At 46.4% G+C, this 14,446-nt stretch carries 16 protein-coding genes; 14 read left to right on the top strand and 2 right to left on the bottom strand.

Annotated elements, in window-relative coordinates:
* The first annotated feature begins 97 nt into the window (after positions 1-97).
* The 4 genes from M3593_RS06375 (at position 98) to M3593_RS06390 (ending at position 5,048) form a co-directional block, all read left to right on the top strand.
* On the top strand, positions 98-709 hold the full coding sequence (locus M3593_RS06375) for a TVP38/TMEM64 family protein (RefSeq protein WP_144474473.1): 612 nt from the start codon (positions 98-100) through the stop codon (positions 707-709).
* A gap of 36 nt (positions 710-745) precedes the next feature.
* On the top strand, positions 746-1,300 hold the full coding sequence (gene lepB / locus M3593_RS06380; protein ID WP_251544196.1) for a signal peptidase I: 555 nt from the start codon (positions 746-748) through the stop codon (positions 1,298-1,300).
* Positions 1,301-1,400: 100 nt separating this feature from the next.
* On the top strand, positions 1,401-4,631 hold the full coding sequence (locus M3593_RS06385) for an AfsR/SARP family transcriptional regulator (protein WP_251544194.1): 3,231 nt from the start codon (positions 1,401-1,403) through the stop codon (positions 4,629-4,631).
* Between the two features lie 21 nt (positions 4,632-4,652).
* Positions 4,653-5,048: a VOC family protein gene (locus tag M3593_RS06390; protein WP_144474476.1), complete on the top strand. Its 396-nt coding sequence runs from the start codon at positions 4,653-4,655 to the stop codon at positions 5,046-5,048.
* 13 nt (positions 5,049-5,061) lie between these two features.
* On the opposite strand, the gene M3593_RS06395 is transcribed toward M3593_RS06390, so the two are convergent.
* Positions 5,062-5,379: a hypothetical protein gene (locus tag M3593_RS06395; RefSeq protein WP_144474477.1), complete on the bottom strand. Its 318-nt coding sequence runs from the start codon at positions 5,377-5,379 to the stop codon at positions 5,062-5,064.
* Positions 5,380-5,459: 80 nt separating this feature from the next.
* Positions 5,460-5,717: a DUF3949 domain-containing protein gene (locus M3593_RS06400; protein ID WP_251544192.1), complete on the bottom strand. Its 258-nt coding sequence runs from the start codon at positions 5,715-5,717 to the stop codon at positions 5,460-5,462.
* Positions 5,718-5,902: 185 nt separating this feature from the next.
* Between M3593_RS06400 and M3593_RS06405 the strand changes: the two genes are divergently transcribed.
* From M3593_RS06405 to M3593_RS06450, 10 genes are all read left to right on the top strand, one after another.
* Positions 5,903-7,111, top strand: a complete 1,209-nt coding sequence (locus tag M3593_RS06405) for a substrate-binding domain-containing protein (RefSeq protein ID WP_144474972.1) — start codon at positions 5,903-5,905, stop codon at positions 7,109-7,111.
* 85 nt (positions 7,112-7,196) lie between these two features.
* Complete coding sequence (locus tag M3593_RS06410; RefSeq protein ID WP_144474479.1) at positions 7,197-7,970, top strand: ABC transporter ATP-binding protein; 774 nt, start codon at positions 7,197-7,199, stop codon at positions 7,968-7,970.
* A complete protein-coding gene (locus M3593_RS06415) occupies positions 7,948-8,655 on the top strand; it encodes an ABC transporter ATP-binding protein (protein ID WP_251544190.1) in 708 nt (235 codons plus the stop codon). Before M3593_RS06410 ends, M3593_RS06415 begins: the two co-directional genes overlap by 23 nt.
* A 17-nt stretch (positions 8,656-8,672) precedes the next feature.
* Positions 8,673-9,533 carry a branched-chain amino acid ABC transporter permease gene (locus M3593_RS06420; RefSeq protein WP_144474481.1) on the top strand — a complete coding sequence of 287 codons (861 nt, stop codon included), beginning with the start codon at positions 8,673-8,675 and terminating at the stop codon, positions 9,531-9,533.
* Positions 9,534-9,549: 16 nt separating this feature from the next.
* On the top strand, positions 9,550-10,551 hold the full coding sequence (locus M3593_RS06425) for a branched-chain amino acid ABC transporter permease (protein WP_144474973.1): 1,002 nt from the start codon (positions 9,550-9,552) through the stop codon (positions 10,549-10,551).
* Positions 10,548-10,730, top strand: a complete 183-nt coding sequence (locus M3593_RS06430; protein ID WP_144474482.1) for a hypothetical protein — start codon at positions 10,548-10,550, stop codon at positions 10,728-10,730. Before M3593_RS06425 ends, M3593_RS06430 begins: the two co-directional genes overlap by 4 nt.
* Positions 10,724-11,791: a 3-oxoacyl-ACP synthase gene (locus M3593_RS06435; protein ID WP_251544188.1), complete on the top strand. Its 1,068-nt coding sequence runs from the start codon at positions 10,724-10,726 to the stop codon at positions 11,789-11,791. Before M3593_RS06430 ends, M3593_RS06435 begins: the two co-directional genes overlap by 7 nt.
* Positions 11,792-12,694: an intracellular short-chain-length polyhydroxyalkanoate depolymerase gene (gene phaZ, locus M3593_RS06440; protein WP_251544186.1), complete on the top strand. Its 903-nt coding sequence runs from the start codon at positions 11,792-11,794 to the stop codon at positions 12,692-12,694.
* Between the two features lie 12 nt (positions 12,695-12,706).
* A complete protein-coding gene (fabG, locus tag M3593_RS06445; RefSeq protein ID WP_251544185.1) occupies positions 12,707-13,447 on the top strand; it encodes a 3-oxoacyl-ACP reductase FabG in 741 nt (246 codons plus the stop codon).
* Positions 13,448-14,037: 590 nt separating this feature from the next.
* Positions 14,038-14,370, top strand: a complete 333-nt coding sequence (locus M3593_RS06450; RefSeq protein WP_251544183.1) for a hydrolase — start codon at positions 14,038-14,040, stop codon at positions 14,368-14,370.
* Positions 14,371-14,446: the final 76 nt, after the last annotated feature.

The following is a 14,446-nucleotide window of genomic DNA, read 5'->3' on the forward strand; positions in this document are numbered from 1 at the left end:
GCTGATTAGAGGTGTACAATCGACTCTATGAGGTAATTAGAAAATAAGATTTTAGATGCCTGCCGACCCAGAAGGTTGTTTGGACAAGGAGATTTCAATGGATGTTGAATGGATGAAAGAATGGTTTACAATTGAAAATATTATGGAGCTGCTCAGCCAGTACCGTTCCTTTGGGCCGATTCCGGGGATTTTGCTGCCGATGCTCGAAGCATTTCTGCCATTCCTGCCGTTGTTTTTATTTGTCATGGCGAATGCGAATGCATTTGGGCTATGGCTTGGGTTTCTTTTTTCCTGGACTGGTGCGGTACTCGGAGCGTTGCTCGTATTTTGGATTTTCCGCCGATATGGCCAGGGACGACTTCTCCGGTTTTTACAGAGGCACCCAAAAGTCCAGAAAGGGATGGATTGGATTGAACGCCATGGTTTCGGGCCGATTTTCCTGATGCTGTGCTTTCCTTTTACTCCTTCTGCCCTCGTCAATATAGTCGCCGGGCTTTCAAAAATCAGCATGGCCCAGTATATGCTTGCTGTCATAGCGGGCAAAATGGTGATGATTTTTACCATCAGCTTCGTTGGCTATGATATTCGTGCCTTAATTACCAATCCGGCACGGACTGCCCTTGTTCTGGTGGTAATTGCCATCCTGTGGTATATCGGCAAAAGAATTGAAGTAAAAATGAATATGAGTGTTCAAAAAAACGATGACTGAAAACAGGATCAGGTTGACAGGTGGTGGATGCAGAGGATGAGAGAAGCAATGAAAAGAGAAGGTGCAGAGTGGATCAAGGCTTTTTCGCTTGGCATTATCTTATTTGTCTTCATAAGAATCTTCTTCTTTTCCAATTACGTCGTTGAAGGGGAGTCGATGCTTCCGACATTGGAGGACGGGAATAAAGTCGTCGTCAACAAGTTGGGGTATGAGACGGATGATCTTGAGCGGTTTGATGTGATTGTCTTCCATGCGAATGAAGAGGAAGACTATGTGAAGCGGGTGATCGGGCTGCCGGGAGACCGGATCGAATATCGAAAGGACCGGTTATTCATCAATGGAAAGAAAGTGGCCGAACCATTTCTGAAGCAGTATCGTGACCAATCGGCAGAAGGTTATTTGACCGGTGATTTTACCCTCGAGGATTTGACCGGAGTTGAAACAGTGCCAGATGGAAAATTATTTGTTCTTGGTGATAATCGCCTCGGCAGCTGGGACAGCAGACAGTTTGGTTTCATTTCGGAAAAGCAGGTGGTTGGCAAGGTCAATCTGCGCTACTGGCCGCTTGAAGAAATGGATATAAAGTTTTGAGATATGCTTCTATGTGAAAAGACTCGTCAAATTTCGAGTCTTTTTTTATATTTTGTATGCTAGACTAGCATCATTATAATATAAACAGGGCGGAGATTATATGCAGGGAACATTGCCATTGATCAAAACAAAGCTGATTGTCCCCAGTTTGCAGGAACAATGGATAAGGCGTGCGGATTTTTCGAAGAAAATGAAAGCGATTACCGAAAAACGGCTGACCGTTATCCAGGCAGGGGCAGGTTATGGGAAGAGTACCGCTCTCGCGATGTATGTCAGGGACCAAAACGAGCAATGCTGCTGGTATACCATCACTTCTTCCGATGACGATATTCTCCCGTTTTTATCCTATTTGACAGCTTCGATCCAAACCTTGTTCCCGGACTTTGGCTTTGAATTAACAGCCTATATGAAAAAGATGGATCGCTATATAAGAGAAGAGGAATTAAGCATGCTCTCTTCGCTTTTCATCAACGAAACCTTGCAAATACCTGCGCCAATTATCGTCATCCTGGATGATTTCCACGCAATAGAACATTCCTACCATATCAATGTCTGGATGGAAAAGCTGCTTGAGCATATGCCAGACCATCTTCATCTCGTCATTTCGACCAGGACGAAGCCGGGTTGGAAGGTTCTTGCCAAAATGAAGGCAAGGAATGAGTTGAATGAGATTTCGAAAAGCGATTTGATTTTTGGCAAGGAAGAAATCGAATTACTGCTCTCTGACTATTATCAAATGACAATCAGTGACGAACAAATCGACCAATTGTACAACATTACTGAAGGCTGGGTCATCGCGGTCGGAATGATTGCTCAGCAGCTGCCTCATCTTCAGAGTCTTGATGACCTTTTAACGGAGCCTGCAAAGTCGCTGGAGGATTTGTTTCAATACCTGGTTCATGAAGTATTCTCAAAACAGCCTCCGATGATTCAGCAGTTCCTCGAGCAGACCTGCATTTTCGAAGAAATCAGCTCTGAAGTATGTGATCACATCCTTGGCATGAACGGTTCAGTCCAGATGCTGCAGCAGCTGGCAGCGAAAAACCTGTTCATTCATCAAGTTGGCGAGAACCAATTCCGCTATCATGCTCTTTTCCGTGAGTTCCTCGAGAATCGGCTGCTCACAAACCGGCCAGAGCATTACCATTATTTGATTTTGATCAGTGGACGTTATTTTGAAAAGAACGGACAGTGGGAAGAAGCTTTATACTGCTATGAAAAGGCCGGCCAATATAATGCAGCAGCAGCGATTATGGATGAACAGGGATTGGAACTCCTTGAGAGGGGCAAACTCGAGAATCTGCAGGAGCGGCTGGTAAAAATCCCACAGGAAAATAAAGAGCGCTATTGTTCCCTATTATTCCTGGAAGGTGAGGTTTATCGCTACCGGTCCATGTACCAGCAGGCGGAAAGATGTTATGAAAAAGCGATCCAGACAGCTGAGAGTACCGGCAATGTGGAGTGGGAAAGCAGAGCGCTTGAAGGAAAAGCAAAAATATATCTTGATACAATTCAGCCTCTGAAAGCGGAACGTATTTTGGCCAGGGCAATCGAACTCAGGGAAACAGCAAAGCTCGAGGGCACAGCCAAGGAAACAGGAAGACTGTACAGGCTGCTTGCCGAAAACCTGATCAATTCCGGACAGGCAGTGAAAGCTGAAAAATGGATTGAACGGGCGAGGGCGATGGGGGTGCAGATTGAAGACGGGAACCTTGAGGCTCGTCTCTACCTTAGGACCGGCCGATTCGCTGAGACCAGGAGGATTTTAACGGATATAAAGGGAGTGGATAAGCTCCACCTGCCCCTATCCCATCGGGAAACAGACTTGTTGTTGGCATTGATTGAAGCTTTTACAGGCAATGGAATGCAAGCGAAGATCCTGTCCCAGTCAGGCATTGAACATGGGATCAACAGCAAGGCACCATTCGTGGAGGCGTGCGGCTGGATCAGAATGGGGCATGCTGTTCAGCTGATTGATCAATACGATCTGGAGATGGCAGAAAAATGCTATGAAACTGCACTCGATATTATGGGCCGGCTGAGCATCGAAAGAGGGAAGGCTGAACCGCTGATGGGCCTTTGCATACTCTATGGGTCAAGAAGGGAATATGAGCGTTCTGCCGAGGCTGGAAGAAAGGCGCTGCTTGAAACGGAACAGGTGAAGGATGTTTGGCTTTCTGCCTTGATCACGCTTTGCATGTCAATCTCGGCCATTTACAATGACAGGTTCAAGGAAGCAGCCGAATTCCTGAGAAAAGCAGAGGAATTGTTCTATCAGTGCGGTGATGAGTATGGCAAAATGCTGCTGTCATTCTGGGATTCAGTTCAATATTTTACATTAGGCGATGAAGAAGGTTTCAAAACGGCATTCGCCAGCTTTTTAAAAAGAATGAAAACTGGTGGATATGAATTTTTCCTGAAAAAGAAGACGACATTTGGCCCCCGGGACTTGCAGATCCTCTCCCCGATGCTGATTCAGGCAATGAAGCTTTCAATTGTTCCGGCATATACGGAGAAGCTGATGGAGGATTTAAAAATTCCACGCCTTAATGCCCATCCTGGCTATACGTTAAGGGTTCAGACTCTGGGACAATTCCGTCTTTGGCTTGGGGATAGGGAAGTGGAGGACAGAAGCTGGCAAAGAGGGAAGGCGAAAGAGCTTTTCCAGCTTTTCCTGACAAAAAGGAATCAGTTCTTGATGAAAGAAGATATCTTTCAGATTCTGTGGCCAGCATATGAGGATAAAAATGCAGACAGAGATTTCAAAGTCGCGCTGAATGCTTTGAACAATGTCCTTGAACCTGCACGTAAGGCAAGGGCAGCCCCGTTTTTCGTCATCAGGGATGGGACTGGTTATGGAATAAATCCTCACGCAGCGATAGAGCTGGATTCACGCCTTTTCGAAGAATGGGCAGAAACCGGTCTGGAAGAGAAGAACACCGAAAAATCAATAGAGGAACTAGAGCGCGCATTGCATTTATATAATGGGGATTATCTCCCGGAACGGAGATATGAAGACTGGTGCATCAATGAGCGGGAAAGGCTGCTGGTCTATTTTTTGCGCAGTGCCGAGAAACTGGCACAGCTGAATGTTAGGCGTGAAAACTATGACTCTGCCATCCACTGGTGCCAAAAAATCCTCCACAAGGATCGAACATGGGAGGAAGCGTATAGACTATTGATGTTTTGCTATTATCGAAAAAACAATCGTCCACAGGCAATCCGGTGGTATCGGAAGTGTTGTGACGTACTGGAGGAAGAGCTAGGTGTAACTCCGCTTGAACCGACCAGGCATATGTATGACATGATCATCGAAGGAACGAATGCGTGAGCTCAAAAGGAGGAGAAGGGAATGGAAAGGCAGATTCATAGTTCGCTAAAGGTATTGCTAGTTTCAGATCTTGATCGTGCAAAGAAATTTTATTCGGAAGTATTAGGCTGCGAAGTAACGGACTGGTGGGTAATCCGGGATGGCTTTACAGGGCTTGGAATCAAACTGCTGGAAGCAAGCGATCCAAAAGACGTCAGGCCAAATCCTCCGCCGAAAGGGTCAGACATTGGTATTGACTTATATTGTTATGTCGAGGATTGGAAGGCACTGGATGAACTTTATCACGAATTTAAATCAAAAGGTGCTCCTATAGTGATCGAACCGTGGGTGGATGAAAATAATGGACCCTGGAAGGAATTTGCCATTAAGGACCTTGATGGCTACTGTATCGCCTTTGGCGGGACAGATGGCTCATAAGCATTGGTTCAGATTATACAACTGTAACGACCCTGTCAAAATAACTTTTCAGCATCAGCCATCTGGCAGGATAAGTCATGGCAAAGTCAGTGATTGACTGATCTGAATACATGAGCAGGCAATCGATTTGTCTTTTGTGGAACTGCAAGTCATAGAGCAGGGCATGCGGGATTGTATAATGTTCATTCAGCTGATATGGATTCAGCTTTACCGGCACTACTCTTTTTGTTTGAATAAAATCAGCCAGGGCATTTTGCTGGATTTCAAAGCTGTCATCCCGGGTACACCCATTTATATGAATCTGTTCATTAATTAAATAGATAGCTTGCATAAAAAATCCCCTCCGTATTTTTAGGCATTAGTCCAATTATCGCCATAAAAATAGGAGGGGATACTTTTTTATTTGACCTTTTATCTGTGTCTGAGTTTATAGATGATTCCCGCGAGGATATTCGCCGGCAGGAACAATGGATTCGACTGCAGGTTCATGTGCAGGACTTCTTCCTGGACAGGCATTTCCTCATACATTTCACTCAGTATTTGCTTTCGCCTTTTCTGTGAATCTTCCATGGTTTTTATGTACTTGTATTGAATCGGTGTCATGATCGCAGTTGTAATCAGCAATGGCAAACTGAAAAGGATGATAAGAAACCAGAATATAGAATCCATTGAAGTTGCCCCCCTTAATTTCTTATAAAGTAAAATCCCCAGATAGTTTCATATTTTTCAAATTCGCTGTAACTCATTTGTAACTGCATTTTTTTAAGATGATGTCAAAGCTTGTGGCTTTGATGCAACATTTTAAAGGGGGAGAGAAAATGAAAGCGGGTAAACGGAATTTTGCTTTATCTTTTATGCTTATTTTAGTCCTGTTGTTCACGAGTGCCTGTGGCGGATCGGGAACAGAGAAGTCAGGTGGAACAGAAGGAAAAGAAGGGAAGGATGAACCGAAAAACACGGAACCGATCAAGATCGGCGTCCTGGCTTCACAAACAGGCGGGCTTGAGGCTTATGGGAAGCAGACACTTCGAGGGTTCGAGCTTGGTCTGGAATATGCTACTGATGGAACCAATGAAGTAGCCGGCCGTAAAATCGAATTCATTGTCGAAGATACGGAAACAAAACCAGAGGTAGCTGTCCAGAAAGCAACAAAGCTTCTTGAGGAAGATGAAGTTGATTTCCTTGTGGGTTCATCAAGCTCTGGTGACACCCTGGCAGTCCTGCCATTGGCTGAGGAATATGAAAAGATCATGATTGTAGAACCTGCTGTTGCAGACAGCATTACCGGATCCGAATTCAATGAATATATTTTCCGCACAGCGCGGAATTCTTCACAGGATGCTGTAGCAGGTGCTGCTGCAATTGCCAAGAAAGGCGTGAAAATCGCTACTCTTGCACCGGATTATTCGTTTGGCCGTGATGGCGTCTCGGCTTTCAAGGAAGCAGCAGAAAAACTCGGCGCAGAAATCATCCATGAAGAATACGCAGATCCTGCTGCAACGGACTTCACATCGAACATCCAGAAAATCATCGACCAGAAGCCGGATTATTTATTCGTTGTCTGGGCTGGCGCCAACTCACCATGGAACCAGATTGCTGACATGAAGGTCCAGGAAAAAGGCATTAAAATTTCTACCGGTGCTCCTGATATCGCTGCACTTTCGACAATGGAGCCGCTGATTGGCATGGAAGGCTTTACTGTTTATTATCATGATCTTCCGCAAAATGACATTAATAAATGGCTCGTGGACGAACATAAAAAACGCTTTAATGGCGAACTGCCCGACCTGTTCACTCCAGGAGGCATGACAGCTGCGATGGCAATCGTAGAAGCCTTGAAGAAAACCGAAGGAAACGCGGACTCCAAGAAACTGATCAAAACAATGGAAGGCATGAGTTTTGACACTCCGAAAGGCAAGATGACCTTCCGGGAAGAGGACCATCAGGCACTCCAGGCATTATACGCCATCAAGCTGGAGAAAAAGGATGGAGTCAACTATCCAGTCCCAGTCCTGATCCGTGAACTGTCACCGGAAGAAACGGCTCCTCCGGTACGCAATTAACTTAAATGTCCATAATGAACTTCGGTAAATCAGCCGGAGTTCATTATACTTTTACTCCAATATTCTAAAGGTGGTGAACCAAAGCATGACGGCAATTCTCGAAACAAAAAATCTTAGCATAACATTTGGCGGCCATACCGCGGTGGACTCTGTCAGCATCTCGGTACCCCCTAACCATTTCAAATCGATCATCGGGCCAAACGGTGCTGGCAAGACGACATTCTTCAATTTGTTAAGCGGTCAGCTTACTCCGACCGAAGGACAGGTCTTCTTTAAAGGCAATGAGATTACCAGGCTGTCACCGACAAAAAGGACGAGGGCCGGAATCGGCCGCTCCTTTCAAATCACCAATGTCTTTCCAAACCTGACAGTGATGGAAAATGTCCGTCTTGCGGTCCAGTCGCATGAGGGAATCCGCTATCAAATGCTTAAACACTTCCAATCCTACAATAAATTCGAGGAGCAGGCAGAGGAGTGGCTGAAGCTTGTGCTGCTGGATGACAGGAAGGATGCACTTGCGAGGAATCTGGCCCATGGAGAAAAAAGAAAGCTAGAAATCGCAATGCTGCTTGCCTTGAACACAGAAGTGCTCTTACTTGATGAACCGACAGCGGGAATGTCACTGGAAGAGGTTCCGGCCATACTTGACGTCATCCGTAAAATCAAACAACGGGGCGACAGGACGATTGTATTGATCGAGCACAAAATGGATATGATCATGGATCTCTCTGATACGATCATGGTTTTGTTCAACGGCGCGTTGCTTGCTGACGGAACTCCTGAAGAAATCATGAAAAATGAGACAGTCCAGTCTGCATATTTGGGAGGGTTGCATAGTGAGCACGCTGCTAAAGCTTGATCAAATAGAAACATTCATCGGCCAGTACCATATCCTTCAAGGAGTATCTTTTGAGGTGCCGAAAGGCGAAGTGACGGTACTTCTTGGCCGTAATGGCGCCGGGAAGACAACGACCCTCAGGACCATCATGGGATTGAATCCGGCTGCCAAGGGATCTGTTTTATATAAAGGTGAGGAAATCAAGAGCCTGCCAACCTACACAATCGCCAATAAAGGAATCGGTTATGTGCCCGAAGATCAGGGGATTTTCGCTGACCTGACCGTCGAAGAGAACATCAAGGTGGCAGTCAAGAAAGAAAATGATGAAACCAGTCAGCGGCTTGACTGGATACTGGATCTGTTCCCTGACTTGAAAAAGTTTTGGAACAAGCCAGGCGGACTGCTTAGCGGAGGGCAAAAACAAATGCTCTCGATCGCCAGGGCCTATGTAAATGACAATGAATTGCTGCTGATTGACGAGCCAAGCAAGGGCCTTGCCCCGATTGTCGTCGAGAAGGTCATGGAATCGATCCAGCAAATGAAAGAAAAAACGACCATCATCCTCGTGGAGCAGAATTTCATGATGGCCAGCACGATTGGAGACAGCTTCTACATTATTGATGATGGCAGGACGGTTTCGAACGGTTCAATGAATATTCTGCGGGATGATGAAGAAATGAGAAGGAAGTATCTCGGGATTGCCTGAGAAAGGGGGAAGCAAGTGTGGATGTTTTGATAAACCTGAGCCTTAACGGCCTTGCCACAGGAATGCTGGTCTTTCTTCTGGCAGCCGGTCTCACTTTGATTTTTGGCCTGATGGATGTGCTTAATTTTGCCCATGGCGGCTTGTTTGCCTGGGGAGCCTACAGCGGGATTTGGATTTATACATCGACAGGCAGCTTTCTTGCCGGAATCATTGGTGCCATCCTTACGGGCATGATTCTTGGAATCGTGACGGAACGGTGGATCATCAAGCCGGTATACGGCAACCACGTACAGCAAATTTTGATCACGCTCGGTTTGATGCTTGTTTTATCCGAAATGTTAAAAGTCGTCTGGGGACCGAACCAGATTTCAGCAGCCACGCCTGATTATCTGTCTGGCAGCTGGGAATTCGGCGGAATCATCATTATCAAATACCGTGTCTTCATCATTGCCGTCGGGTTCGCGGTGTTTCTCGCCGTCCAATATTTGCTGAAGAAAACAAAGATCGGTCTCGTTGTTCGTGCGGGTGTCATGAACAAAGAAATGGTCCAGTCGCTGGGAATCAATATTCAGAAGGTCTTTATGTTTGTATTCATGATCGGAGCAGGCATGGCGGCACTTGGAGGCATGCTGTTAGGACCTTATTCCGGTGTGATTTATGCCGATATGGGCATGGAGTTCGCCATCCTGGCGTTCATCGTTGTCGTCATCGGCGGCATGGGCAGCTTCACAGGCTCGGTGATGGCGGCAATTTTAGTCGGTCTGTCAGGTTCTTTCATGGCCTATTATGTACCGGACCTGGCACTGGCTGCGAACATGCTGCTGATGGCAGTCGTGCTTATTTTCAGGCCTCAGGGCTTGTTCGGGGCAAAGGGGTGAAGCGGAAGTGATAAAGATGTTTTCAAATCGCATGAATATATTGTATTTACTTGCTGCCGTGTTTTTGGCTGTTCTCCCTTTTGTCTATGACTCAAGGAGCATGCTGATCCTGCTCTCACAGGTTTTCATTTTTGCCGTGCTTGCGATGAGCTATGACATCCTGCTCGGATACACGGGCATTGTCTCCTTCGGACATGCGATGTTTTTCGGGATCGGTGCTTACACGGTTGGTGTCTTCATGAAAAGATTCGAACCGGAAACGAGCTATTTTTTGCTGGCCGTATTGGTCACGATTTTACTTACAGCACTTGTCAGTTATTTTGTCGGCCTGCTCACGCTAAGGCTGAAAAGCCATTTTTACGCGATGCTGACGCTGGCCTTTGCCGGGTTGTTCCTCGTGCTTGCTGAAAAATGGCGGACAGTCACATATGGAAATGATGGATTCACATTCAGAGTCCCGGACTTTTTAAAGGACCGGACGGATTTTTACCTGATTTGCCTTGGCTCCATGGTGATTGTGTTCATCTTATTGAAAAGGTTCACGAACTCGCCGCTCGGAAAGGTGCTTCAGGCCATCCGGGAAAATGAGCAAAGGACGGAGTCACTGGGATACAGCGTCCTGCAGTATAAGGTCATTGCAAGTGTGGTGTCCGGAGTGATTGCCGGGATCGCAGGAATTTTGTATGCCGTCTCCCTCAGGTTTGTCAACACGAGTGTATTCACGATGGATATCACTCTCGACGCCTTGCTGATGACGATCATCGGCGGAGTCGGAACGCTAGTAGGTGCCATCATTGGCGCCGGGATCATCGAATTCTCCCACCACTGGCTGACAGAACTGGCAAAGGTCCACTGGATCTTTGAAAGATGGATCATCTTTTTTGGAATCATTTATATACTCGCTGTCATGTTCTTCCCGATGGGGATTGTCGGTTCCTTAAAGAAGTTGAAATTCAGCAGGAAAAAGAAAGCACCTGCTTCCTTAAATTCGGATGCCGTCAGTCAGGGCGAGTCATGATGGAGATGCAGCAAGTCACCTCATTCGTGCTCCGCTTCCAGCTTACAGACATTGAAGCCGGAAGCGGCAAAAAATATTGGCGTGTCAAAGTTACCCATGTTCAGGATGAAAAGGAAGCCTTGTTTCAATCAATCGATGAGGCGATGGCTTATATCAAGGGAATTGTAGGAGAATGCTAGTTTTACAGGCAGAGAATGAGCCATTTGCAAGGAGGGCTGAATACGTGCAGATCGGGATTGTCAGCACAGGAATCTATCTTCCGGAAACATATATAACAGGAAGGGAAATTGCTCGGGCAGCAGGAATTCCGGAAATGGTTGTGGAAGAAAAAATGGGAATCAAGAAAAAGCCTGTTCCTGGTCAGGAAGACCATACATGTGAGATGGGAATCAGGGCTGCAAAGACGGCAATCGAAAAAGCGGGTATCGATCCGATGGAGATTGATCTGGTGATCTATATCGGTGAGGAATACAAGGAGTATCCATTATGGACTGCCGGAATCAAGCTTCAGGAAGAAATCGGCGCTTATAATGCCTGGGCATTTGATACAGCATTGCGTTGCGGGACGACAGTCATGGCATTGAAACTTGCCAGGGGCATGATGCTGTCCGACCCTGAAATCAAAACGGTGCTGCTGGCTGGCGGCTATCGGAACGGGGATTTCATCGACTACCAGAATCCGCGGACCCGCTTCATGTACAATCTCGGAGCAGGCGGCGGGGCGATTTTACTGAAAAAGGGCCATCAGGAAAATCTGCTGCTCGAAACAGAAATGATTACTGACGGTTCTTTTTCCGAGGATGTCGTCGTGGTTGCAGGGGGAACGAAAAATCCGCTTTCGGCAGAAAGTCTGAAGCGGGGTCTTTATCAGCTTGATGTCCTCGATCCACAGGGAATGAAAGAAAGGCTGGAGCAAAAGTCGATGGCCAACTTCCTGAAGGTCATCCGCCGTTCTGTGGAAAAAAGCGGTTTTTCAGAAAAAGATATTTCATACATTGGGATGCTGCATATGAAGCGTTCCGCACACCAGTTTGTTTTACAGGAATTAGGACTGGGTGAATCAAATTCTATTTATCTCGAAGACTATGGACATATCGGCCAGATGGACCAGATCCTGTCGCTGGAACTGGCTGAAAAGGCAGGGAAGCTGAAGAATGGTGATGTTGTAGTCCTTGTCAGTGCCGGGATCGGCTATGCCTGGGGAGCAACAACTATACGCTGGGGGAAGGGTGAAGCTTGAATGGAGAGAACGGCTGTTGAATTGAAAAAGGTGGAATTGCCGAACGGTGAAAGCATTACTTACCGGGAACGGGACGGCGGCGTGAAAAACGTGCTGCTGATCCATGGAAACATGACATCGTCGAAGCATTGGGATGTGCTGATTGATCAGATGAATCCGGAGTATAAAGTGTATGCGATGGACATGAGGGGATTCGGCGGCTCGAGTTACCGCAAGCCCATCATGTCAATCAAGGATTTTTCCGATGATGTAAAGCTGTTTGTCGACGAAATCGGGTTAAAGAATTTTTCACTTGTTGGCTGGTCGACAGGTGGTGCGGTAGGAATGCAGTTTGCTGCTGATTATCCTGGCTATTGCGAAAAACTGGTGCTGCTCGCCTCTGCGTCAACAAGGGGTTACCCGTTCTTCGGAACGAGTCCGGAAGGCTTGCCTGATCTGGACAATCGACTTAAGACGTATGATGATGTTAAGGCGGATACCGGAAAAACGATTGCTGTCCAGACTGCATACGACGGGCAGAATAGAGGATTTTTAAAGGCGATGTGGAATATGTTGATCTATACCGAGCGTCAGCCGGAAGCAGCACATTATGAAGAGTATGTCGATGATATGCTGACACAGCGAAATCTGGCAGAGGTCTATCATTCTCTCAATAGTTTTAATATCAGTGGTGTTGATAACGGTTTGGGGATGGGGACAGATCAGGTAAAGGATATCCAGATTCCTGTCCTAGTCCTCCGAGGTGACCGCGATCTTGTTGTCACAAGCAAGATGGCCGACGAAATTGTCGAGGATTTTGCAGGTCGTGCAAGATTTGCAGAGTTGAAGAATTGCGGCCATTCGCCACTAGTGGATGATTTGGATCAGCTGCTAAGGCATATCGATGGATTTTTAGCAGAATAGGAAGGTGTTTTTATGAGACTGCAAGATAAAGTAGCGATCATTACCGGAGGGGCAAATGGGATTGGCCTTGCCGCAGCGAAAACCTTTGTGCGTGAAGGCGCACGGGTGGCAATGGCGGATTTTGATGAGGAAACAGGATCACAGCGCGCAGCCGAGCTCAAAGCAGAAGGCTATGAAGCAGCCTTTTTCCAGGTGAACGTCGCTGATAAGGATAGCGTGGATTCGATGGTAAAGGATGTTCTCTCCCATTTTGGCAAGATTGATATTCTTGTAAATAATGCAGGCATCACAAGGGACGGGATGCTGCACAAACTCGCTGTGGAGGATTTTCAGAAAGTTGTTGATGTAAACCTGACAGGCGTCTTCCATTGCGCCCAGGCCGTTGTCCCGGCAATGGTCCAGCAGGGATCTGGAAGAATCATCAATACCTCTTCCGTCTCCGGCATTTACGGCAATGTCGGCCAGACCAACTACGCAGCAACAAAGGCGGGGGTTGTCGGGATGACGAAAACCTGGGCAAAAGAGCTCGGCCGCAAAGGAATCAACGTCAATGCCGTCGCCCCAGGATTCATTGAGACCGGCATGACAGCTAAAGTACCGGAAAAGGTGATTGAGCAAATGAAAATGCTCGTCCCGCTCGGCAGACTGGGCTTGCCCGAGGATATCGCGAATGCCTACCTCTTCCTGGCCTCAGAAGAATCAAAATATGTGAATGGCACCACCCTCCATGTGGACGGCGGAATCATGATGTAATGTTGAAAAAGCGCACTTGCTGCGCTTTTTTATTTTGGGGTTCAGGGGCAACGGGGAATAAATTTGGTCTATCGCGATTAAAACTAATCCAACTAGGAATGAACCTTTTTCAACGAGGATTAAAACGCCTTTAATGGGGATTAAATCTTTTTTAACCATGAAAATGCAGCCAACAGGGGAGTATGATTTACTGACCTGGATTGATTTTGAGCCACCGGATATAAATCTGAACTAACCGGAGATAAAATTAAGCCAACTGGAGATAAATCTCTTCCAACTGGAGATAAAATCAAGCTAACCGGAGATAAATCTGCACCAACCGGAGATAAAATCAAGCCAGCCGGGAATAAATTCAAATCAGCCGAAAAAAAATCGTTTCAACAGGTATAAAACTTCTCCTATTGGCAGAAAGTCACCAAACTTGCATTAAAACCAATCCAACTGGTAGGAAACTTCAGTATCCCTCTAATATGAGCCAAAAATAACTTAGGATATTTATAATAATGGCTTTTAACACATCACACCCACATTTAATGGTTAACTTCCCTCCAAAAGTGGTAAATGGTATAAAAAAGATTGAGGTGCTGTACATGGAAGAGCAAAAACAGAGGTATTACTTCAATATAGAAAGCGGCGAGGTGCTGGATACGCCAGCAGATCAGGAGGGCCATTTCTTCACGTTGATCGCGACAGGAGAGGAAATCAAGGATCTGCGCGAGTACCTGGAAGTGAACTATAAAGCAGACTGGGCGACTTACGGGAATTCCCATCTGCACCCTTTCAAGGACCCGGATCGCGAGCATGCAGAATATGACATGGCCTTGAAGGAGATTTACGCAATGGTTTACAGACTTGGCGATGCCGAGGCAAAGAATCATGTGAGGAATATGGGCATCTTATCAGAAGAAGAGTTAATTAAATAAGCGACCCGAACATCATGGCCATCCAGGCTGTGGTGTTTTTTGCATTCGATGTAACTATCCTGTAACTCCCAATCTT

The sequence above is a fragment of the Mesobacillus sp. MER 48 genome, assembly GCF_023714225.1.
In the GTDB taxonomy this organism is placed as follows: domain Bacteria; phylum Bacillota; class Bacilli; order Bacillales; family Cytobacillaceae; genus Mesobacillus; species Mesobacillus oceanisediminis_A.

Excerpts from the sequence above, each read along its gene's own strand:
- M3593_RS06375 (WP_144474473.1), top strand. The coding sequence starts at position 98 with ATGGATGTTGAATGGATGAAAGAATGGTTTACAATTGAAAATATTATG.
- lepB (WP_251544196.1), top strand. The coding sequence starts at position 746 with ATGAGAGAAGCAATGAAAAGAGAAGGTGCAGAGTGGATCAAGGCTTTT.
- M3593_RS06385 (WP_251544194.1), top strand. The coding sequence starts at position 1,401 with ATGCAGGGAACATTGCCATTGATCAAAACAAAGCTGATTGTCCCCAGT.
- M3593_RS06390 (WP_144474476.1), top strand. The coding sequence starts at position 4,653 with ATGGAAAGGCAGATTCATAGTTCGCTAAAGGTATTGCTAGTTTCAGAT.
- M3593_RS06395 (WP_144474477.1), bottom strand. The coding sequence starts at position 5,379 with ATGCAAGCTATCTATTTAATTAATGAACAGATTCATATAAATGGGTGT.
- M3593_RS06400 (WP_251544192.1), bottom strand. The coding sequence starts at position 5,717 with ATGGATTCTATATTCTGGTTTCTTATCATCCTTTTCAGTTTGCCATTG.
- M3593_RS06405 (WP_144474972.1), top strand. The coding sequence starts at position 5,903 with ATGCTTATTTTAGTCCTGTTGTTCACGAGTGCCTGTGGCGGATCGGGA.
- M3593_RS06410 (WP_144474479.1), top strand. The coding sequence starts at position 7,197 with ATGACGGCAATTCTCGAAACAAAAAATCTTAGCATAACATTTGGCGGC.
- M3593_RS06425 (WP_144474973.1), top strand. The coding sequence starts at position 9,550 with ATGTTTTCAAATCGCATGAATATATTGTATTTACTTGCTGCCGTGTTT.
- M3593_RS06430 (WP_144474482.1), top strand. The coding sequence starts at position 10,548 with ATGATGGAGATGCAGCAAGTCACCTCATTCGTGCTCCGCTTCCAGCTT.
- M3593_RS06435 (WP_251544188.1), top strand. The coding sequence starts at position 10,724 with ATGCTAGTTTTACAGGCAGAGAATGAGCCATTTGCAAGGAGGGCTGAA.
- phaZ (WP_251544186.1), top strand. The coding sequence starts at position 11,792 with ATGGAGAGAACGGCTGTTGAATTGAAAAAGGTGGAATTGCCGAACGGT.
- fabG (WP_251544185.1), top strand. The coding sequence starts at position 12,707 with ATGAGACTGCAAGATAAAGTAGCGATCATTACCGGAGGGGCAAATGGG.
- M3593_RS06450 (WP_251544183.1), top strand. The coding sequence starts at position 14,038 with ATGGAAGAGCAAAAACAGAGGTATTACTTCAATATAGAAAGCGGCGAG.